The following is a 22,806-nucleotide window of genomic DNA, read 5'->3' as shown; positions in this document are numbered from 1 at the left end:
ATATGTTTCCGAACGTCCGTCCGCGCCGCTTACGCCGTCACCCGCGTCTCAGAGATCTCATCCGGGAAACTCACCTGACGGCCAATGACTTCATCCTCCCGCTCTTTGTCAGGCACGGCGAGAATCAGCGAATTCCGATCGCCTCAATGCCGGGACAATCTCAGCTGTCGGTCGATTTGCTGGCACAGGAAGTTAAGGAAATCGAGGAACTGGGAATCCCGGCCGTCATACTTTTCGGAATCCCCGAACACAAAGATGCCACCGGATCAGACGCTGTTTCGGATGATGGAATTGTCCAACAGGCAGTGCGAGCCATCAAAGCTGAAACGTCCAATCTTCTGGTAATGACAGACGTCTGCTTCTGTGAATTCACCGATCATGGGCATTGCGGAATCGTGAATGACAATACCGGAATGGTCGACGTTGACAACGACGCCACTCTTCGTTTGCTCGCTCGGGAAGCTGTCAGTCATGCCGAAGCAGGTGCGGATCTGGTCGCACCGAGCGGAATGATGGACGGGATGATCGAAACGATCCGCATGGGACTCGACGACAATCATTTCGAGCACATTCCCATCATGAGCTACGCTGCGAAATATCAGTCCGCGTTCTATGGTCCGTTTCGAGATGCTGCGGAGAGTGCCCCTCAGTTCGGAAACCGTGCCACCTATCAAATGGACCCCGCAAACGGTCGGGAAGCGATTCGTGAAGTGGACCTCGATGTGGAAGAGGGCGCCGACATTCTCATGGTCAAACCAGCCCTGAGTTACCTCGATATTATCACGCGCGTCAAAGAAGCCCACTCAGAACTTCCACTGGCTGCCTACAATGTGAGTGGAGAGTTTTCCATGGTCAAAGCAGCCGCCGCTCAGGGATGGATTGATGAGCGACAAGTTGCATTGGAAGTGCTCACAAGCATCAAACGAGCGGGTGCCGATATGATTATCACCTATTTCGCGAAGGACGCTTCTCGCTGGCTCGACGATTGAGACCGTGAACCGATTTCCCTTCGCACCGTCTTCATTCCAAGAACGTCCATTAAGAAGAAGCGGTTTGACGATCTGCGACAGTTTCGGGCTTTTCCCGGGAATTGTTGACGATTATCGAGGCTGAGGCCGTTTTCAGCCTCATGATCTGCATGAAACCCTCAAGATTTCTCCCACACACCAAAGAGAAATTTGATTCGGTCTGGATTGGCAGTTAACATAATGGTAAACATTTGTAGGAGTAAATCGACGAAGTCGTCTTTTTACCCCGTCGATTGAGGTCATTTTCCAGTTGCCAGCCTCGTTGTACAACATGAAACAGGCCGTCAGGAGTTGACTGATGCTGCACCGACATCGTTCCCAAGCTGCTCACAGAGTTGAACGACAGGGATTCACTCTGGTGGAACTCCTGGTTGTGATCGCGATCATTGGCATTCTGGTCTCGCTATTGATGCCAGCCGTCCAACGGGCTCGTGAATCAGCACGTCGGACGTCCTGCCTCAACAACCTCAAGCAAATCGGCCTGGCGTCACACAACTATCTCGACGCACACCGCACGTTTCCTTCAGGATGGGTCGAACCCGAAGCGAATGAAGATGACCCGGATGTCCAGACATACTGTGACATCGACATTTCCAGCTACTTCACTTCGCCGCTCGTGATTCCTCAAGGAAATCAGACTCCCATTACAATCCAGGACTGGACGATGGGGCGATATTGGGGAGTCCACGCGTTCTTGCTGGACTTCATCGAACAGACGACCCTCGATATTGACTTTCGCCTCGACAAAACGACGAATGACCCCGGTTTACCTCTGAACAGTAACTGGGAATACATTCAGGCAGCCATTCCAACGTATGTCTGCCCGAGCGCAACTTATCCGGACAAGCGTCCAGGGAACCTCGGGTACTCAAGCTATCGAGGATCAATGGGATATCTCCACGAACCGGAAGGCCCTGTTGAGAACGGGATTTTCTTCCGGAACAGCGGAATCGACGACACGGATATCACCGACGGAATGTCAAATACCCTTCTCTTCGGAGAGTCCCTCTTTGGGGGTTTCTGGGGAGACACTTACTCCTGCTGTGCTCGCGGACGCGATGACATTCCCGGAGGACGATTCGACACCCATTGGGAAGGAACTCCACCGGAAGCTCAGAACTGTGGCCTCACAGGCAATGTCCACTTCTTCGGATTCGGAAGCTTCCATGGCAATCTCGTCATGGTCGGTCTCGCAGACGGCTCTACCCGATCACTTGCCAAGAACATCGATGACCTGACGTTCTTCGCACTCTGCACCCGCAACGGACACGAAGCGATCGGCGAAGAGTTTTAGAATCGATCTTCAATCGCGTGAATCAAGCACTTCGTCGAAACACCCGTTGAGTCGAAGATCGAATTCCGTCGTCCTCGAAGCGATCTTCGAGGTTTCACTCAGCCCGTCTGAACGCGCTCCATGCGATGTTAGTGCCTGTTCAGAAGTCTGATCAGTGAAGAGCGATCCACTCCGGAACGAATTAATTTCCATGCTGGCCGAAAGCCTGAAGGTCGCGCAAAGCCACCGAGAGTCGATCCTCAATCGGTTCTAAGCAGGAACGAACTATTGTTGGAAGACTTTGCTTCCGTCCGCATGACCTGCTTCCAGGAACGTTGACAGAACCTGCCGAATCTCATCGGGCTGTAAAGGCTTGGAGATAAATCCATCCATCCCTGCTTCCAGACACTGTGATTTGACGGACTCAATCACATGAGCTGTCATGGCGAGAATCGGGACGCGCTTTCCGCCGTTCAGTTCGAGTTCACGCTGAAGACGCGTGGCAGTCAACCCGTCCATGTCGGGCATTTCGACATCCATCAACACGAGATCGAAAACGCCACTCCCCATTTTCTCCAGTGCTTCGTGACCGCTGGCGGCAGTGACAACTTCATGGCCGAAGAGTTCCAACAGCCCCTCTGCAACGTCACGGTTCACATCGCTATCGTCGGTGACCAGAATTCGAAGTGCTGTTTCCTCGGGAAGAACCTGCGACGATTCGGAGTCTTCTTCATGCTCAGAATTCGTCCGGCAATCCGCCTGCCGCAACATGTTTAACAACACGGTCTCTGTAACCGGTTTCTCGATAACCTGAGTGACACCCATCTCTTCTAAACGATTGGCCGAGTCAACAGCCCCTGCTGGAACCAGCACAAGAAGTTGACCAGAGTCCAGCACGTTGGAACGGATTGCTTCCCGCAACAATGCAAACTCCCGTTCAGACTCCAACATTAAATCAAACACGATTCGGTCAAAGTTGGCCTCCGGCCCCGCCAGAAGAAGTCGTGCTTCTTCAACATCCGACGAAACAGAGACCGACACTGCACGGGCCTCAAAGGCCGCGGCTACCTCTTCCACAAAGTCTCGATGAGGGTGGAAGTAAAACACCGAGAGTTGCTGTTCGTCCCCATCAACAAAGTTCGAAACTTCCGCACCCGTCATCTCAAATGGAATTTCGAAATAGAACTGGCTTCCGCTTCCCTCTTCACTCTCAACCCAGATCCTTCCGCCCATCAGCGCAATCAATTGAGACGAAATGGCAAGCCCCAGCCCGGTTCCCCCGAACCGTCGCGTGACCGACGCCTGTCCCTGATCGAATGCGGAGAAAATTCGATCGCGTGTCTCTTCAGGAATTCCGATTCCGGTATCCGACACACAGAACCGAACGCGGGCGATTCCTTCTGCATCGTCCACCCGTTTCGCAGTGACTCTCACCTCGCCGGCAGTTGTGAACTTCAGGGCATTCCCAATCAAATTGACAAGAATCTGATTCAACCGATTGGCATCACCCATGACTCGAATCGGAACTCCATCGAGAGCCAGACAGGAAATGTCCAGTCCTTTCCGAGTCGCAGCACCAGCGAATAGACGGACCGCATCCGCAATCGATTCGTGCAGGTCGAACGGAATGGATTCGACATCCATCTTGCCGGATTCGATCTTGGAGAAGTCGAGAATGTCATTCAGGATCGCAAGCAGTGAATTCGCTGACTTGTGAACGGTTCCCAGATAGGTCCGCTGTCGACCGTCAAGATCTGTAGAAAGCGCCAGTTCACTCATTCCGATGATTCCATTCATGGGAGTTCGAATCTCGTGACTCATCGCTGCGAGGAAGCGGCTTTTGGCTTTATTGGCCTCTTCGGCAGCCATTTTGGAAGCCACAAGTTCCCCTTGTGCTAACCGCAACTTCGTCGCGACCCGTTCCAGTTCGAGGTTCGACTTCGCGAGCTGTCGCGCCCGCTCCTGAACCGCTTGTGTCCGCTCCGCAACTCGATGTTCCAGCGTTGCGTTCAACTGTTCCAACTGTTCAAAGCCTTCCGCATTCTCAAATGCAGCACCGACAAGTGTCGCAGTAAACTCCGCAATTCGTTCTTCGTCAGCTCCGAAGAAGACTTCACTTCCCCGGTGAGTTGCGTAGAGACAAGCCACGGTGAAACCACGAACCTGAATAGGAGCGCACAACACAGAGAAATCGGTCTCCGCAACACGATGTTCAAAGTCAGGCTGTCGACAAACAACCTCCTTCTTTTGTGTCGCGACTTCGATAAGTTGCCGACACTCCGCCGTCAGATCATTTTCATCAATCGATATCTGTTGATTTTCATCGAACATCACCAGCCGCGCTGTCTCGGTTCGGAGGAGTCGACACGATGCTGTTCGAGCCTCTCTGATGATCGCTTCTTTCGACAGTGCAGAGATAATCACACGCCCTGACTGCAACAGGGTTTCAAAGCGGTCAATGAGCGACAGCGTCGTCGATGCCCGTTGTCGGATCGCTCCTCGATGAAACGAATTCTCCTGCAGCGCGCAATAGGCTTGTACGGAGTGATCCGGCACGAACTCCTGAATTGAGACTCCCCATTCTTCGGCGATTCGGGACCAGACCGCCATCGTCGTCGCGTACTCGGTTTGAGCGTGCTGCGACTGTGAAACTTTCAGACTCTTTTGAAACGCCCGCTTCGCAACCTTGGCACGCCCTTCCATTGTCGCGAGCAATCCCAACTCACGATATAGATGAGGAAGGTCATTTCGAAACCTCCACCTCTGCCTCAAGCCTTTGCGAATCCAGCGATGAGCTTCCCTGAGGTGCTTGCGACGCTGAAACGGAGACAGAGAAGTTTCCATTTCTGCATTGATTCGACAAGCAGTCCCCAACCAGGCATAAACCGGAACAGTATAAGGATTCCGAACACCTGCCGTTTCAACGATCTGAACAGCCGATCGAAGTAACTCTTCTGCCTGCTGCGGTTGTTGATCGTTTAATAGTTTAACAGCATGAGCGATCAGAACTTGCGTGCGGCCTTGAACATCAGACCGAGGCCGATTGACTTCTTCCTGGAGTGTCTGTTCCGGAATTAAATGCGATGCAACTCGCGACCAGACGTCCAGGATAATTCCGGAAGCCTGTTCATCTCCAAGTGTAATTCCCGAATGATAATTTAACCTCGCAGTTGCGAGCGCAGCTTCGTATTCCCCCAACCGAAGTTGAGAAGCAGCCACTTGATACCGGGCGATGTGCACCTGCCAGAAATCACCGGTCCGTTCGAGAATCTGAATCGCTTTCTGACACTTCTCAATGCACTCGCGATACCGCGACGCGGCATAAAGAACGACTCCGTGATAATGAAGCGACTGTCCTTGTCCCCAAAGATCTCCGAGACTCGTTCGAATCTGAAATGACCTCTCAACGTATCGGATACTTCGCGGATAATAACCCGTGAGCATCATTGCAGGAGCATGGTCGGAGTAAGCTTGTGCCAACTCCAGACTTGGTTGATACCGCTCGCCGAGGTTCATTCCTCGAAGATGCGTCCACATCGCCAGCGTTAGGCTTCGACAATACCAGTAAGTGTGTGATAACCCACTGTATAGCCGGAGAACGAGAGCCTCTCTTGGGCTGGGTGGACGCCTTCCGCGATACAGCGAAGCTGGCAAAACCGTGTGGAGAACCTGAATCACGATTTCGAACGCCAGCATCATAAACAAAGAGAGTTTGCTGCTGGGAATTCTGCGACCGAGCAACCGCAGCGCCGATTCGAATTCGAGGATGGCCCCTTCCATGTCTCCGCGTTTGCGACGGAGTTCCCCGCGTTTCTCACGAACCTCTGCCTCTGCCTCCGCTCCATTTGCCAGTTTCGAAGCGATCTTCAGAACTCTGTCTGCCGAATCGTACTTTCCACGAAGCATCAAGACTTCGCCGAGTTCCTTCGTAATCTCGAATCGAACCTCTGCACTTTCGTCCCGCGCTCCTCGTTTTGCGATCAAGTACTGCTGTTCAGCAAGCTCAAGCGCATGCGACTTCCTTGCCGACTTGGCTGAGTCTCGTGCAAAACGAAGTGCAGACTTGTGGTCCCCGGCCGCATCGAAATGATACGCGAGTTCGGCCGTTCGATCGGGTGCGACTAATTGCAAATGGCTTGCGGCCTGCTGGTGATGTCGTCTTCTCTCTTCTTTGGGGAGATTGGCCAGCAATGTTTCCCGAACTCGATCATGCACAAACGAGCACTCGCCGCTGCTGAATTGACACCACATCAAATGGCGTTTGCGCGCATCGTGAACCGCCTCGTAAGCCTGTCTTGGCGTCAGCCTTGCGATCTCCATTGCCATCGACAACTCGAAGTGGCTTCCGAGAACCGCCCCGACCGACAAGAGCTGCCGAGTTTTCTCGTCCAGCAGATTGAGTCTCTGCGATAAGAACTCACCCGCGTGCGAGGACGATTGAACCTTGGCGAGAGCTTCTTCGTCGACCTGCCAACCGTCGTCTGTAGGAATCAGTGAATTCGTTTCGACGAGCCCGTGAAGGACAGCGGCCGCCATGAACGGAACACCATCCGAGAACCGAGCGAGTGTTTCCACTGCCGAGTTGGGGAGCGGTCCCGCCATCGATTCCACGAGGCGTCGAGTGTCATGAGGACTCAGCGGCCCGAGCTTGAGGTGAACATCGGGATTCAGCGAGCGCATCGCGTGAGTTTCCGCGACTTCTTCCGTTCGGAACGAAATCACAAGTTGAACGTACCGGCTCGACGGCGACTGGACGGGATCAACGAGCTTCCAGTATCGGATCAATCCGACCACGAGATCGGTGGCCCATTGGCAGTCATCCAGAATGACAACCGCCGGGCGTTCTTTGGACCCCAGCGAACCGATCAAGGCCGCTAACGCGCTGATCGTCTGCGACTCTTCGATTGTGACCGAGTCAAAGGAACTCGTACTTTCCACTTCAAGCAGCGATTTCATTTTCGGCACCGCTGTTCCAATGACGGAACAACGATCCTGCAGACTCTCTTTCAATTCCCCGATGAACTCGGGTCGCCTTTCTCCGATATGTTCAATCTGCCCCGCGATCGCATCAAAGAATGGAAAAGAGTGTGCACTTCCATCTGACGTTGCGCGTCCGGAGAAAATCGTCAAACCATTCTGTGAAGCACGCGATGAAAACTCCGAGATGAGACGAGACTTTCCGTATCCCGATTCACCTTCGATGAAGACGAGCTTTCCTTCTCCGGCTCGACAATGTTCAATCGCACTGTCGAGTTTTTCAATTTCCTCCCGGCGTGCGACAAACGCCGGAGAAACAAGCGTTTTCCTGCGATCTCGAGCGCCAACAACGACATCCGGATTGCTGTCACCCTGCTCAATTGCAGCGAGCACGTCATCGATATCTGCGATTAGCGCACTCACCGACTGATAACGACCGTGCGGTTCGCGGCAGAGAGTTCTCTCCAGAATTTCATCGATCGCGCGAGGAACGACGATTCCGAGTTCGCGCACCTTTGGTACGGAATGCGTTGCCTGCCGGAGCAACAGATCGTTCAGATTCTTTCCCTGAAACGGTGGTCGTCCCGTCAGGCACTGAAAAAGAAGACATCCAGCGGAATAGATATTTGAAAGTTCCGTGAGCGGCTCGTTAATCACACCACTCTGTTCGGGAGACAAACACTCAGCAAGTGCAAGTTTTTCGCTGTTTGACAGTCCGGATGGACTCAGCAACTTGACCGGATCGGGTGCTCCAAGACCGCTCAACAGCACACGCGGGGACTTCCCGATCTCTCTGAGAAACACCTGATCGGCACGAATCGAACGATGCAGCAAACTCGATTCGTGAAGAACCTCAATCGCCTTTAAGACTTCTCTTACCACGCGAAGCGAGACGTCTCCGCGAAAGGTTTCCTGCTCAAGCAACTCCTGAAGAGTGGGGGAACTCTCAAACTCGACGATGATCCAATAACGTCCGTGCTCATATCCGCAGAACACAAGTGCAATGAGATTCGGATGCGAAATTCCTGCGTAGATTGAAGCTTCCTGCTCAATCTGGAGCAGCACAGTTTTCGACACTTCGCACGGGTTGAGTGCCCGCATGAACACACGTGTGTTCGTACGCCGGTCGATCCCGATGAGTGCCGAACTCCCTTCGATTTCGTAGAGCAGTTCCAGTGCACAGAAGTTCCCATTCACGACGGGCAACTCTGTGAGCATCTCCCTCATGTTCCCGACGCGGGAGCCGTCCGGATGATGATCGGCAGACGTGGCTGACATTGAGTCCCAGTTAAAGCCTGTGCTGCGTGGACCTTTGGAAACGTCGATCTTGATGCGTCCGGTTGGGGATCCACAAAGGAGTCGGTTTGAACAGATACCTCTTAAGAACTAGCACAGAATCTGAGGATGTGGAGAGATTGATGCCGGACAGTTAAGAAATTCGCATTGCGAAAAGTAGAGAAAGCAAGGCGTTCCGATTAGAGAGAGTTGTCTACGTTGACAGAGAACAACGAAGTCTTCAGATCGTTTTCTTCATTACAAGGTTGACAATCGTCAAAGACATGCTGATGCTAGGCCCCAATGGCGGGCAGACCAAGTTTGTATTTTGAATCCACTGAACGACAGGATCTGAATATGGCAGTTCTGCCAACGCCTCCGCATCAAGAAATCGAACAGTTTTTTTCGACCGAAGTCAAACGTTATTCCGACGCTTTGTCTTCACTTGAAAGCCGTATTTCTCCTGACGCTTCTCCGCAGCCCGATCAACTCCTCGACGAGTTGACGGAAGCCATTCATCGTTCGCGAGAAGAGTGCGAACGAATCGAAGCTTTGTTTGGTGACGATACACAACTGCTGAGAGAGGCTCAGAATCGTTTCCGAGACGAGATCGCTTCCGTCTTCGATCAGAGTTGGTTCATGCAGCGAGCGAAGGCCAAGCCTCGCGGCTATCCCGGTGACTTCGAAATGCTCACCGCGATCTATGATGGAGAACCGAAATCAACCGGAATCGGTGGCTATCTCGATCTCTACTTTCTCAACTCCGATCTCGCCCGAGCGGTCTGTTTCCGCCTGGCAGCGATCAAACAGTTCCTTCTGGAGGAAGCTGAGAGTCGCGGAGGACAGTTCGCTATTCTGGATGTTGCCAGCGGCCCCGGTCGTGAATTCGCCGACGGGTTCTCTGATTCACCGCCGATTCAGCTGACGTGCGTTGATTCTGACGAAGGCGCCCTGGAATACCTGCAACGACACATCTCCCCGGATGCTGAAGGTGTCATCGAACTTCAATGCGTCAAATACAACGCATTAAAGATGACCCAGGCGAAGACCAATCTCGCTCAGTTTGGAGAGTCGGACCTCATCTACAGCGTCGGACTTTGCGATTATATTCCTGATCGCTTTTTGATTCGAATGCTCGACGGATGGCGACAATCTGTCAGTCAGAACGGAATCGTCTATGTCGCTTTCAAAGACTGCTTGAAATATTGTGCCGCAGAGTATCAGTGGCATGTCGATTGGTACTTCTACCAACGAACTGAAGAGGATTGTGTGCGACTCTTCGCCGAAGCAGGTTACGACACGAAGCAGCTTGAGATCTCACGCGACGAAACCGGCATCATCATCAACTTTGTCGCAAAAGGCTCTGCTCTCTCAACGAAATCTCACGATTTCCACGGCGATGCCAACGTCACCGATTCCCGATATCGGAAGGATGCTGTGACACCGCTCGACGAGTCCAACAAGACTCGCTGAGACAGCTTCCTCGACGTCGCAAATCACGGTGAAACATTCTTTCTTTAAGAGAGAATGTTTCACCGCTGAGTCGGATGTCCGGTCCATTTCGACAATGAGACCAGCTTAGAGTTCACTCCCCCCCGATTCTGAGCAATCCCGCTTTTCTAATCACAAACTCGAATGTGAGTTTCTCTCAGTTTCGAGTCTCTTTACTCAAGCAAAATCGCTCTCCACAGAGTTCTCGGGAATGTTTCTTGTTCTCGGGAGTGTTCTCTGCGATGGAATTCTCGATTGCGAATCAGCCGTCGCAACAGCCCTCAACGCAGCAGTGACCGAAATCGTCGAGAACCCATCTCTCAAGTTTGCTGGTCGCTTCTAGAACCTTTTGATCGCACTGACTGAGATGGCGTGCGACTGGTTCGTGTGCCGAGCGTTGTCAAAGTCTCCGCCGATGAAATCACTGTTCTCAACCGTGCGGTCCTGGCCGAATGCATACATATAAGAGAGATCGATGTCCCAGTCGGCCCAGCAGCATCCATATCCCGCTGTGAAGCCATTCTGTGAAAAAGACTGAATGAGTGGAGTCAGCGTGTTGTTCGGAATTGGGTTGTCGTTATGAACGTATCCGACACGGAACGTTCCGAGACCTTCCGATTCCACTTCGTAACCGAACTTGAACACGAAGCCATCAGTCCAGTCGAGCGGAAAATTCTCCGTGACTTCGGGAAAGCCCACGATTGATGGATCGGACAGTGTGACTTTGAATGAGTCATATGACGATGCCCAATCGGTCCAGATGATGTCGGCAGAGATTGTGTGAAACGGCATCAATTCGTGCTTCACACCGAACGCGACTGACTGTGGCCAGACAATTTCTGTATCCGCGTCATATCTCGCTGTCCCTGCAAGCGGAATCGTAACTCGAGCTGGCCCATCGAGTTTCATATCTGTTTCGCTCTGATAGGTCACACCCAACGTTGTCACATCGGTGAGATCGTATTGCAATCCCAGCGACCAAACGAATGTCGCTCCCGTTCCGCGCAAATCGAGGTAAACCGGAGCCCCCTGAGTTGGTCCGGGTTCCTGAAGGAAGTAAGGCAGGCGAATCGACGTGTAAGTGACACCGACACCAGCGGTTCCACCAATACGAAGGCGATCATTCGGCGCCCACGCAAGACTGGGAAGAACTTTGGTCAGTGAACCGAAGGAGTTGTATTCCTGGGGACCGAGAAACGGAAACGGCCCATTGAGCTTGTAGGACTGGCCGAATCCCGCAGGGGTAAACACCCCAAGGCCCGCAGCCCAGACACCATCGGAACTCCTTCGAACAATCGAAAGTTGCGGCAGCGGGCTGATCGTCGAATCGTGCGTCGTCGGATTATCGGGATCAGAATAACTGAAGTCGGTGATCAACGTGTCGATCCCGATATCCACTAATCCATTTCCGGGAACAGCCACGATTCCGGCGGGGTTATCGTAGATCAACGCCCCATTGTCCCGGTGCGCGACATTCGTTCCACCGCGACCAATCGCCCGGGCAGAAATCCCGTAGAGATAGGTTCCTTCCGCGTATCCCGACTGGGCGAACCCAATGACACAACACAGAGTCGCAAACGCTCGTTTGAATTGATTCATCCCTGAGTTTCCTTCAAGCGTTGCAGCATGCCATCCAACGCAGTCACAAGTCTCTTGTCGCTTCGTCTGGAAATAACATCAAACTGCAAGAAAGTCACACAACCACCACAAACGGACTGACGATTCAACTGGTCCACTCCCTACAACCGGATCATTCCTGAAACTCGACCGACTCCGAATGTTAAGCTGTGCACGACAATAGGGGTTGTTGCGAATTCAACGATTATGCAGCTTGCTCACTTTGCGCCGTTATCTTTGCCATTCTATTGGGGATTTCCCAAACCTGACACGGAACTGTTCAGTCATCCGATACGCCACCCTGTTTCGTGAAATAGCGTTTACCAAACTGCCATTTTGTCGAACACGTGAGCATTCCAATGAGATCTTCCGAACCGACGCTGAAAGACGAAAGCGTTCCGATGATCGAACTCCAGAAACTGGTGGACCGGTGTCTGGGCAAGCTCGACCTTGTCGACAAATTGATCAACCGTTTTAAGGGCAGCTTGCAAGACTCAACTGAGAAGTTACAGCAAGCGATGGATCTGCGAGATTTCGTTGAACTTGCTCAGGGCGCACATCGCCTGAGGGGCGAAGCAGCGAACCTGAATGCCACTCGTATCACAAAACTCGCACTGAAACTCGAAACCGCTGCACGTGAAGAAGATGACCGGGCCTCTCAAGATTGCCTCAATGAACTCATTGAAGCGAGTGACCAGTTCGAGATGGAGGTTCGGCCGTTCTCAATGACATCCAATATTGAAGAACGCTTCCGTAGGCTGAGATACAAAGGATTCTGAAGCGATGGACATCCTCGTCGCTGATGACGACTACTCAACAACCGAAACTCTTCGAAACGCACTCGAAGCGTTCGGATACGATGTGACCGTCGCCCGAGATGGGACGGAAGCATATCAGTATCTCCGAACGGGGCAGTTTCGATTGTTCATCTCAGACTGGGAAATGCCTGGGATGACAGGGCTTGAGTTGTGCCGTGAGGTCCGTTCACGACACATCGGGGGATACATCTATCTCATCCTGTTGACCTCCTACTCGAGTATGGAGGATGTGGTTCAAGGTCTCGAAGCTGGGGCCGATGACTTTATCACCAAACCGTTCAACCCGAGTGAACTCCTTGTGCGAGTCCGCGCGGGCGAACGAATTCTCGGTCTCGAAAGCCGGGAACTAACGATCTTCGCGTTGGCGAAACTGGCGGAGTCTCGTGATCAGGAGACCGGCGCACACCTCGAACGGATGCGCGAATACGCACGGATTCTGGCAGAAGAACTCGCCCAGACCGACGAATTCGGAGAGATCGTTGATGGGGATTACATCAACCTCCTGCATCTCACAACACCGCTTCACGACATCGGAAAAGTCGCCATTCCCGACAGCATTCTGCTCAAGCCGGGACGATTGACGCGGCAGGAATTCGAGGTCATGAAAACTCACACGACTCTCGGTGCGAAAACATTGACCGAAGTCGCCACGCATCATCCCAACGCCAGCTATCTCGAAATGGCGCGGGACATCGCACTCACCCATCACGAACGAGTTGACGGGCAAGGCTATCCGAACGGTTTGCGAGGGGATCAAATTCCTCTTTGTGGCAGAATCACCGCTCTCGCTGATGTGTACGATGCCCTCACAAGCAAACGCGTCTACAAAGACGCCTATTCGCACGACGTCGCGAAAGCGATCACCCTTCGCAACAGCGGGTCGCATTTCGATCCGGAAATCGTTCAGGCATTCCTTCGCTGCGAATCACATTTTCTCGATGTGAAGTCCCACTTCGAAGACTTCTGTCTCGTCCACTGACACCGACTTAGAGACTGTCTCGCCACCGATCCGATATCTCAGCTCGGTACTGGTGATGCGACTCGGCTGATTCCACTCGAACAGTTCGAATCTCTCGTTCGAAACGCTAACCTGTCCAGAAGTCTGCTCACGTCGACTGTTCTCGTGATTGGTCTTTTGTGAAGGTGCTTCATGCTGAGACAACTGCTGTACGGTCTGGGAACGATTGCCGCTCTTGTCTCACAAGTCGTCGCGGGCGTGGGAGACCCTCAGCTTCGGACGGATCACCCGTGGTATCCCGGAGAATTGTCTTGCTCAAGCTTTGAACGCCTTCAAGAGACACAGGCGCAACTCTTCGAACATGTCACAGGCTCTCCTCCTCGATCGGAAGAGGAGAAAGTATTGGCTGCGTGGATGTGGAGAAATCTTCACTATGCCCACGGAGAAGAGGGACGCCAGGATCTGTGGGGACGCGGATTTACAACAGGTGACACGACGACGAGAGAGTACTGGTCTGGCCTGTTCAGCCATGGGTTCGGTCTCTGCGGAACGACACATGCCCAGTGGACCGTCGAACTGAACGCTTTACTCGGACACTGCCGAAGCCGCACTGTCGGCGTCAACGGGCACAATGCGTTCGAAGTCTTTATCCAAGGAAACGAATACGGTTCAGGTCAGTGGATTCTACTCGATCATGACCTGTCGACCGTTGTCTTCGCCGAAGATGGTTCACGAATGTTGTCCATCTCCGAGATCGGCGCCCACCTTGAGTTGACCGATCCGACCTTTCGCATCGCGCGTCAACATGGCTGGCCACTCGCAGGGCTTCACCCTGATGATGCGAAAAGCGTCTATCAACAAACTCGATTCGTGGAACATCTTCCGGGCTATGCGGGTCCGACTCCCAAGCTTCACCTTCGCTCCGGGGAAACACTTACCCGATTTTTCGAACCGGGTCTCGAAGACGGATCAACCTTTGTGTTCTGGGGGCGCAACTACCATGCGGACGAGATCCCCGGTCCGGAACGCAGCCGCACCTGGATCAACCAGCCTGAGCGATTCTTCGAGAACCCTGACGGATCAGGCTATCGGCGAGGACAAGCCCGATACGGAAACGCGGTCTTTGAATATCGTCCCGATTTCAGCGACGAGAGTTTTCGAGAGGGAGTTGTCTCATCGGGTCCCCAGCACGTGACCTTTGAATTTCAATCTCCATTCGTGATCGCCGCAACTCCTCCTGACGACTCTGCCTGGGGGATCTACGAAGAGGGTTGCACGAACGGACTGATCATCACCGCAGATGCCAAACTCGACATTGACGTCTCTGTCGACCGAGGCGGATCATGGACATCCACAACAATCGACGCCGGAGCCGTCGACCTCACTGACATTGTGAAAGGCTGCCAGCAATACCTGCTGCGGATCAACGAGCCCGCAACAAAATTGATTGACTCGAACCTGCTTGTCAGAACGGTGTGCCAAGCCAACCCCGCTCTCTTCCCGAGACTCATGGAAAACAGAACCACCGTGACGTTCCAGGCATCTCAAGTCGGAACCGTCTCCGCAGGTCCATCGGTCGCCCTCGCGAATCAGAATCGCGTCGACAGTGGGTCAACTCCCTCAGTTCAGATTTTACAACTCGCGACACCGCGAAACGAACCTGCAACTCACCTCTATGCAGCTGCTCACATCGCTTCCGGAAATCCTCCAGATCCCACCGTTGAGTATGAACTGCACTATTCGATCGATCTCGGAAAAACCTGGACGCCCATCGTCGAGAACTGGAAGATCGATCGATCCTCCGAAGAGCCGGAAGACTTCTGGTCGCAAAGCTTTTGCTACGGAGATATTAGCCTTTCCCCAGCACATTCGGGCCCGGTGCAAATTCGCTGCTCGAACTCCAACGGGAAGCCGATTCTCAGATTCGAAGCCCACCTCAACTACGAAATTGAACAACCAGACGCTTGTCGCGTCACTTTCCACTGGGCGGAAGGCGAAGGAAAGCAACGGACCGCGCACAAAGTCATTCCCCCAAGTCAGAATGCTTCATGGGAAATTGACACTGGCTCTCAAGTCCAGATGCACTCCGTGAAGTTCGAAGTCGAGTAACATCTCTGATCAACTCTGAACGTTCCCGAGAACTGTCCTCAAGAACCGTCCTCAGACGCGGCGTCTCTAGCTGCTCACTCGAAGACCGACCCTCCTCGCAGACTTCCCGGACTGCGTAGATCTCCAAAAGCCAATCGAACATTCACCAAAATTTATTGGTGTCGGTAACGATTGAATCGTGAACGACTTACGAGTGCTGCGTTCCCTCATCGTGCTTGCACACTCCAGAAATTTGCGAGATTTCGGCAACATTTCGGGTGCTCCAACGATATTCAATTAGCAGACGATCCTTGCCCCACACAAACTCGCCCATCCACATAGGGCGACGCGCCCCGGGGACCAGGATCACTCTTTGAGCTGCATTGATCTTCAGAAGCCCTGCCAAAGATGTTGGTCACCACCACGACGAACAGCAATGTCAGCCGCAACGTCCGCGATCGATGAACTCGAAGAGATTCCCCTCAAATGGAGTAGACAGAATGCAGAAGCGATCTCAGGAGCAGTCGCAAGCAGTAGCTTTGAAAGTTGATGAAGATTTTTCTCTGTTCAGAAGAACGGTCCTCCTGCAACGCCTTTCCCAATCCAACAATTCCGATCAGGAACGGTCAACGCAGAACACCGCTGACACCGACAACTGGCCCACTTCAAGCGTCGAGAGTTTCGAGACGCCACCACTCTCCCGACATGCCGGGTGATCGAACACGATAGCCCAAGACCACAACGAAGCCTGATCAACCCGTCGCCCACTCAATCCGTCGCCCGACGAGTCTCAAGTGATCCGAAACTATTTTGGCGGAGTTGATTGAGAACGCCAATCGAGAGCGTAGACCCCCTCCTGCCGAAGCCCCACGCAAGCCCATTCTCCAAACGGGTCACACACCAGATTCACGACATCATCCGAAACAGACGTCGACCATAGAAGTTCCCCATCCGCGTCGAGCCAGTAGAGCGCTCCTTCGACCGTCGAAACGATGAGACGATTGGGTTCATAGCTTGCATCCAGTCGATGCACAGTCCCGTCGAGCACATAGGACCCCACGCTGGCGCCGTCGCCGTCATAGACTTCGACACCGTGTGCGAAGCTCGCGAGATAGACAAGATCGCCATCTCCGGTCAGACAAAGCCCTCCCACATTCGACCAGTTCTTCTCCCGCCAGATTTCTGCCCCGGCGAGATTGAAGCAACAAACCAGTCCGTGCTCAGCGGCCCCAAACAGGATTGGCTCGTTCGGACAAAATCGAAGAAATGCAAGCGGGCGAAGTGTCTCAAACCTTCCGATCTTTCGTCGACGCTCGTTGTAGAAGATCGTGGTAGCGTTGACGTAAGAGACAGCGAGGTGATTTCCAAAAGGAGAAATTGCAATCGCGAGAGGAATCTCCGAAGGAGTGAATTCACCGACAACCTTCAGGTTTCGATCGAATCGGAGAATCACATCTTCCCCGCACATCGCTGCTCCGAAATTCCCATCATCGCTCCAACTCAACTGAGTCGGGGGATTGTGCAAATGTGTAATCGAAGCAATCTTCCCTTGACGATCAACGCGTGAAAGCGTTCCGGTCGCATCGGCGAGAAACAGGTCCCCAGTCTCGCGAGCATACGCCATCGCCTCGAGCGGCCCATCCGTGGTGGTGTGCCATCTCATCCGTGGTCCGAGACCGCGACCCTTCAGCCATTTCGGAGCGTTTTGGAGTTCCGGGTCTCGGGCTGGGTTCATCGCTGAGTAAATTCAGGTTGAGTGAGAATTTTCATCGCTGCCTGGATATCAGGGTCAGCATAGACATCGACATCCCCAATCGGACGCTCAAAGGAACCATGATCAACAACGACATCCGGTTCAAGTCCAATGCTACCCCATGTCGACCCGTTCGGCGAGTAGAATCGAGCTGTCGTGAGCCGGATACTCGTCCCGAAGCGTGCATCAAAGATCGTCTGAACGCTCCACTTTCCGTAGCTCTTGCGTCCGACAACTGTTCCTCGGCGGTGGTCTTTAATCGCTCCAGCCACAATTTCGCTCGCACTGGCACTGTTCTCGTCGATCAACAGGACGATGGGAATTCCCCATGTTCCATTCTGACGTGCCCGGTAAGTCGCGTTCTGATCAGACACGCGGCCTTTGGTCGACACGATGACACCTTCGTCGATGAAACGATCAAGAACTTCAATCGCAGCCGTCAACAGCCCACCTGGATTTTCGCGGACATCCCAGATCAGTGCCCGCATCCCTTGTTGATGCAGTTTCTGAAGAGCTTCATCCATTTCCCGAACAGTATTCTGCTGAAATCCGGTCATCTGGATATAAGCGATCCCGTTTTGTGAATCGATGATCTTCGCGACCGCGACGCTTTTGATCTGAACTTGACGACGTTGACACGTCACCTGAAACGTTCGGAATCCATCGCGATTGATCGTGAGTTGAACACTGGAACCTGCTTTGCCGGTCAACAGATCTGCAGTTTCTTGAGTCGTTAAGTTTCGGCAGTCCGTTCCGTCGACAGCGGTGATCATATCTCCGCGCTTGAGCCCCTGCTCTGCGGCGGGACTTTCCGGGAGGACTTGCTTCAAAGCCATTCCCTTCCCACTTTCACTTTCCATGACGATTCCGATTCCAACAAACTCTCCCTTGATGTTGCCGTATAAGTCTTTTCGTCGTCCCGGAGTCAGAATGCTGCTGTAGTCGTCGAGACAGTTAAAAGCACCGAAGCAATACTCCATAATGACCGGACCTGATGACAGTCCGATTTCATTGTCGCATAACTTGCAAACTTCGCGGACCACGCTTTGAGCATCAAATCGATGGTTGACCGGTTTAACTTTGTTATTCCAGTAGAGATCGTACAACTTCCGACGAAGCTTCTCGATTCTCTCCGGCGATGCTCCAAACAGGTTCTCATCGATAAATCGTTGATGACCTAATGCCAGCCACAGACTTTCAGTTCCGTGAGAGACAAGAGTGCTGACACTGATCGAACTGACGAAATATGACTGGACGTTGGTTAAGACGTCATCGTACAGACTCAACGCCGCCTCTTGAGACATTGGCTTTAATGTCGTCTGAAAGCTGTCATCGAGATAACGACGTTCGATGGAGAAATTCAGCTTCGCATAACGAAGCCGCAGCTTCAGAGTTTCATCGTTGGAAAACTGTTCCAGTGCGGACTCATAAACCTTAATGGCCCCGGACCAGTCCTTTTCGCTCTCAAGAGCTTCGCCGTTGCGGAGTGCGGACTGCACATCAACAACCGCGAAATCCTCAGCTGCCCGCAGGAGCTGCGAACTCAACATGAGGAATAGAATCGCCGACGGAATGCCAATCGTGTTTCGTAATGAAACGATGGAGATTCCCATCGTGGTCCTCGCTTTCACTCTCAACCGGCTTCTCAACGCTTACGAAGCCAGCTTGATCTATTGCGTCGTCCTCCCTCCCTGAATGTTATTGCGCCCACCAACAACTGCAGTCAGCGGCCGATCCTTCCCATGGAACTTAGTCCACAATGCACTTTTGAGCAAAATGTTACAAGCGCGAAACTTAACTGAAACCTTCCTCCGGCGGTGATTTTCCTCAACACCATCAGGTTGTTCCGATCAATAGCGACTCTGACACCTGTGTAAGGATTTCATGTCATGCGAACATTGAGATCCTCACAGGTGGAGCGACCTTCCTGTTGATCGAAGGTCACTCCGCAGAATTGATACAATTCTCTCTACACTCACCCGGTCATGGCGACACGATCAGTCGTCCCGATGAAGCGACCTTCATTGATCAGTCCGGCCCCGACTTTTCGACCGCTTCTTCTGAAACTCTTGGTTCTGCGAGCACGTTGTCTTTTTTTCACCTTCACTCAAAGCGGGGCTCACCGCGCACTTTCGTCCAAGTTCGATCGCTGCGCACTCTGAATCCGACGATCGAGGAACATCGATTTTCTGCTCATACGCCATCTAAAGCGATCAATCGATCGACGCCTGAGCCGATCGGCCGATGCCCTCGCATCCCGATGAGACCACAAGAAAGTCGTTCTCTTCACCGCCATCAACTGGCTCGCAACACGCATCGCCGATATGATCTGAGTTTCCGAGACAAACACTCCCGAAGAATTTGCCCACGAATGAAAGTCGCCATTCATGAGATACTCTTTGCTCGCCGCATTGCTACTTGTTGTCCCCTCGCTTAGGGCGGAAGAGCGTCCGAACGTTCTCTTTGTCATCAGCGATGACCAGTCATGGTTGCACGCGTCCGCCTACGGGTGTGAGTTCGTGCAAACCCCGGCATTCGATCGAGTCGCCCGCGAGGGAATTCTCTTCAACAACGCATTTGCAGCTTCTCCCGGATGCAGCCCTTGCCGCGCCGCATTGCTGACGGGTCGCCACATCTGGCAGATTGAAAACGCAGGAACCCACGCCAGTTCATTCCCGGCCAGATACCGAACGTTTCCGGAAGTGCTTGCGGAGAACGGCTACCACGTCGGGTACACAGGCAAAGGCTGGGGTCCCGGCAATTACAAAGATGATGGACGCAAAGAAAACCCGGCGGGCCCTGCCTATGTCGGGGAAGTTCTGGAAAGCCCTTACAAGGGAATCAGCAACAAGAACTACTCAGCGAATTTCAAGAACTTCCTAAGCCAGAAAGAGCCGGATCAGCCATTCTGTTTCTGGTATGGAGCACACGAACCGCATCGCGGATTTGAAAAAGGATCGGGACTGAAAGCAGGCAAAGTCCTTGAAAAAGTCGAGGTCCCTCCGTTCCTCCCGGATCACCCCGAAATCCGATCCGACCTCGCAGACTATGCTGTCGAAATTGAATGGTTCGATCGCCATCTCGGGGAAATTCTCGACGAACTCGAAGCAGCAGGCGAACTCGACAACACGTTGATCATCGTCACATCCGACAACGGAATGGCGTTCCCCCGCGCAAAAGCCAACTGCTACGAATACGGAATTCATATGCCACTCGCGATTCGATGGGGTGGCATCAATTCAGAAAGTCACGAGTCCGATGCTCTCGTCGCTTTCGTCGATCTGACAGCGACAATCTACGACGTCGTTGGAATTCCGCATCCCTCAACAGAGTATCCTCTCGCTGGTCACAGCCTGCTTCCCCTTCTGCAAGGCGACGAAGACGATGCGTCTGACCGGGCCTTCGTCTTCTCCGGACGAGAACGACATTCATCCTCACGCTATCAGACGCTGGCCTATCCTCAACGAGCAATGCGAACAGCTGAGTACTTGTACATTCAGAATTTCCGACCTGAACGGTGGCCAGCCGGAGCCCCTCAGAAACTGAACAACGACGGAACTCTCGGACCAGAACACGGCGGCTACCATGATATCGATGCCTGTCCCAGCTTGAGCTTCCTCATCGAACATCGCGACGATCCGAACGTCGAAGGATATTTTCACTACGCAGTCGACATGCGTCCCGAGATCGAAATCTTTGACATCGTGAACGACCCCGGATGCCTGAAAAATCTCGCTGGCAGCCCCGATTTCGCTGAGACCGAAGAACAACTCGCAAGCCAGTTCCAACAATACCTCATCGAGACGGGAGACCCTCGTATTCTCGACGGAGGCGATGTCTTCGAAACGTATCGCCGCTACAGCTCACTCCGCTCGTTTCCCGTTCCAGAACACGTCGCCCATCATCGAAAAGAAATGGAACAGGACGGTTGGATTTCACTCTTCAATGGTCGCGATCTCGAAGGCTGGACAGCGAGCCCCCCAGCAGATTCGTTCACCATCATCAACGGAATGATTCGCGCCCACGCAACGCAAAATCAATCTCATCTGTTCTACACAGGAGATGTTGAGGGCGCTGACTTCACAGACTTTGAACTTCTCGTCGAAGGCATGACGACACCCGGCTCGAACGGCGGAGTTTACTTCCACACGAAGTTCCAGGAAGAAGGATTTCCGAACGCCGGACATGAAGTCCAAATGAATGCCAGCCATAAAAATCCGACGCGAACAGGAAGCTTGTTCGCTGTCGAGAACCTCCCTGAATCACCGGTTGGCGACGACGTATTCTTCACACTGCACATTCAGGTTCAGAGAGACACCGTGCAAATTGAGGTCGACGACGAAATTGTCGTCGATTACACCGAACCTGAAGACTACCAACACCCTCGATACACAGAGCGACGCATCGATCACGGCACTTTCGCACTGCAAGCCCACGACCCGGAAAGCACCGTCTATTTCCGAGAAATCTGGGTTCGCCCCCTCGATTGACCGATCCTCATCACCCGCGGATCACAGCAATTGACAGCCTTCCCGAGGAACGGCACAGAAAAGCCCAATGATCGGTTTCACCAACTGGGGACGATTCTGACCGCATGAAAAATGCGTGATCGCTCCCCAGCCCGCGAATTCGCCGCTGCCTCGAGGGCCAACGCCTCGACAAATACGGAATCGCGAAAATGAACTTCCCCCACCAGAGTGTGAAGTTCGCAATTCCAACCGAGAAACAATCTTGCAATATTCAGTCAACTGAGTATCCTGCCCACAACTTACCCGGTAGTGTAACGGTAGCACCACAGTTTTTGGTACTGTTAGTCCAGGTTCAAATCCTGGCCGGGTAATCTTCTTTAACTCGTTACTCAGTCACAACTTGTGACCACCTCAAAACGAGCGTGGCAACCCTCTGCTTTCTGGCTACAGAATTTGTCTCTGTAGCTGTGATCGCTTCGCAAGGGGAAAACCGATGCCGCGAACACGAAAATACTGCAAACACAAAGCAACCGGGCAAGCCAACGCGAACAATCAACGGGCGGGTAGTCTACTTCGGCGCCTACGGAACGACTGAAAGCCGGGACGCCTACGATGCATTCATCACACGCCGGCAGGAAGCCCATGCAACCCCGGCTGCGACAACGATAGTCGGGCAGCGAGTCGTCTCTCCCTGCCCCAGCACGCTGTCCACTACTGCAGTCCCGGCGAAGTCGCCAACTCTCGAACGGTGATGCGTGTTTCTATCCGTATGTTCCGAACAACCAAGGTCGGGGATTTCGGGCCGAAGAAGATGCAAGCTGTTCAAGACGAACTGACGAAGAAGCATGTTCGGATGAAATGCCCCCGAAGTTTGAACCAGGCTTATGAGAGTTGGGGTTAGGTAAGTAAGTCAGTGTGCTGGAGTGGAGGAGAAGGTGGAGCCGTAGGCGGAACCTTCTCTGGAACGGAAGCACACTGAGTCGAAAATTCGGCAGGCGTCAACCCTCCAAGAGAGCTGTGCGGACGGCGGTGGTTGTAAGTCATCCGCCAGTCCTGAAT

The 22,806-nt window shown here is 53.1% G+C and carries 15 protein-coding genes and 1 tRNA gene; 11 read left to right on the top strand and 5 right to left on the bottom strand.

The features are described from left to right. Positions 1-2: 2 nt before the first annotated feature. Entirely contained in the window at positions 3-989 is a 987-nt protein-coding gene (gene hemB, locus KOR42_RS19540) for a porphobilinogen synthase (protein ID WP_146511525.1), read from the top strand. Positions 990-1,326: 337 nt separating this feature from the next. Continuing rightward, positions 1,327-2,322 carry a DUF1559 family PulG-like putative transporter gene (locus KOR42_RS19535; RefSeq protein ID WP_146511524.1) on the top strand — a complete coding sequence of 332 codons (996 nt, stop codon included), beginning with the start codon at positions 1,327-1,329 and terminating at the stop codon, positions 2,320-2,322. A gap of 264 nt (positions 2,323-2,586) precedes the next feature. Here the strand turns inward: KOR42_RS19535 and KOR42_RS19530 are convergent, their stop codons facing one another. Next, on the bottom strand, positions 2,587-8,556 hold the full coding sequence (locus KOR42_RS19530) for an ATP-binding hybrid sensor histidine kinase/response regulator (RefSeq protein WP_146511523.1): 5,970 nt from the start codon (positions 8,554-8,556) through the stop codon (positions 2,587-2,589). Between the two features lie 354 nt (positions 8,557-8,910). On the opposite strand from KOR42_RS19530, the gene KOR42_RS19525 reads away from it, so the two are divergent. Next, on the top strand, positions 8,911-10,026 hold the full coding sequence (locus tag KOR42_RS19525; RefSeq protein WP_146511522.1) for a class I SAM-dependent methyltransferase: 1,116 nt from the start codon (positions 8,911-8,913) through the stop codon (positions 10,024-10,026). A gap of 229 nt (positions 10,027-10,255) precedes the next feature. Then, positions 10,256-10,387, top strand: coding sequence for a hypothetical protein (locus KOR42_RS27670; RefSeq protein WP_261342060.1), 132 nt, complete (start codon positions 10,256-10,258; stop codon positions 10,385-10,387). Here KOR42_RS27670 and KOR42_RS19520 read toward each other — a convergent pair. Then, positions 10,384-11,643: an OmpP1/FadL family transporter gene (locus KOR42_RS19520; protein ID WP_146511521.1), complete on the bottom strand. Its 1,260-nt coding sequence runs from the start codon at positions 11,641-11,643 to the stop codon at positions 10,384-10,386. The two genes, KOR42_RS27670 and KOR42_RS19520, sit on opposite strands and share 4 nt — an antisense overlap. Before the next feature lie 377 nt (positions 11,644-12,020). Here KOR42_RS19520 and KOR42_RS19515 point away from each other — a divergent pair, with 377 nt between their 5' ends. The 4 genes from KOR42_RS19515 (at position 12,021) to KOR42_RS19500 (ending at position 16,241) form a co-directional block, all read left to right on the top strand. After that, positions 12,021-12,440, top strand: a complete 420-nt coding sequence (locus KOR42_RS19515; RefSeq protein WP_146511520.1) for an Hpt domain-containing protein — start codon at positions 12,021-12,023, stop codon at positions 12,438-12,440. Between the two features lie 4 nt (positions 12,441-12,444). Continuing rightward, a complete protein-coding gene (locus tag KOR42_RS19510; protein WP_146511519.1) occupies positions 12,445-13,458 on the top strand; it encodes an HD domain-containing phosphohydrolase in 1,014 nt (337 codons plus the stop codon). A gap of 171 nt (positions 13,459-13,629) precedes the next feature. After that, complete coding sequence (locus tag KOR42_RS19505; protein WP_146511518.1) at positions 13,630-15,546, top strand: hypothetical protein; 1,917 nt, start codon at positions 13,630-13,632, stop codon at positions 15,544-15,546. 479 nt (positions 15,547-16,025) lie between these two features. Continuing rightward, positions 16,026-16,241, top strand: a complete 216-nt coding sequence (locus KOR42_RS19500) for a hypothetical protein (RefSeq protein WP_146511517.1) — start codon at positions 16,026-16,028, stop codon at positions 16,239-16,241. Positions 16,242-16,330: 89 nt separating this feature from the next. Here KOR42_RS19500 and KOR42_RS19495 read toward each other — a convergent pair whose 3' ends face one another. After that, positions 16,331-17,260, bottom strand: a complete 930-nt coding sequence (locus KOR42_RS19495) for a hypothetical protein (protein WP_146511516.1) — start codon at positions 17,258-17,260, stop codon at positions 16,331-16,333. After that, positions 17,257-18,828 carry a S41 family peptidase gene (locus KOR42_RS19490; RefSeq protein WP_197441367.1) on the bottom strand — a complete coding sequence of 524 codons (1,572 nt, stop codon included), beginning with the start codon at positions 18,826-18,828 and terminating at the stop codon, positions 17,257-17,259. The genes KOR42_RS19495 and KOR42_RS19490 overlap by 4 nt, the downstream gene beginning before the upstream one ends. An 837-nt stretch (positions 18,829-19,665) precedes the next feature. On the opposite strand from KOR42_RS19490, the gene KOR42_RS19485 reads away from it, so the two are divergent. The 3 genes from KOR42_RS19485 to KOR42_RS19475 all read left to right on the top strand — a co-directional run bounded on the left by KOR42_RS19485 (position 19,666) and on the right by KOR42_RS19475 (position 22,499). Continuing rightward, positions 19,666-21,768 carry a sulfatase-like hydrolase/transferase gene (locus tag KOR42_RS19485; RefSeq protein ID WP_146511514.1) on the top strand — a complete coding sequence of 701 codons (2,103 nt, stop codon included), beginning with the start codon at positions 19,666-19,668 and terminating at the stop codon, positions 21,766-21,768. 279 nt (positions 21,769-22,047) lie between these two features. Next, positions 22,048-22,118: transfer RNA gene (locus KOR42_RS19480), tRNA-Gln, on the top strand. A gap of 51 nt (positions 22,119-22,169) precedes the next feature. Beyond that, positions 22,170-22,499: a hypothetical protein gene (locus KOR42_RS19475; protein ID WP_146511513.1), complete on the top strand. Its 330-nt coding sequence runs from the start codon at positions 22,170-22,172 to the stop codon at positions 22,497-22,499. A gap of 145 nt (positions 22,500-22,644) precedes the next feature. Here the strand turns inward: KOR42_RS19475 and KOR42_RS27905 are convergent, their stop codons facing one another. Further along, positions 22,645-22,806 carry an integrase core domain-containing protein gene (locus KOR42_RS27905; RefSeq protein ID WP_390620856.1) on the bottom strand — a complete coding sequence of 54 codons (162 nt, stop codon included), beginning with the start codon at positions 22,804-22,806 and terminating at the stop codon, positions 22,645-22,647.

It is taken from the genome of Thalassoglobus neptunius (assembly GCF_007859735.1).
In the GTDB taxonomy this organism is placed as follows: Bacteria; Planctomycetota; Planctomycetia; order Planctomycetales; family Planctomycetaceae; genus Thalassoglobus; species Thalassoglobus neptunius.
This window is presented reverse-complemented; position numbering and strand designations above follow the sequence as displayed.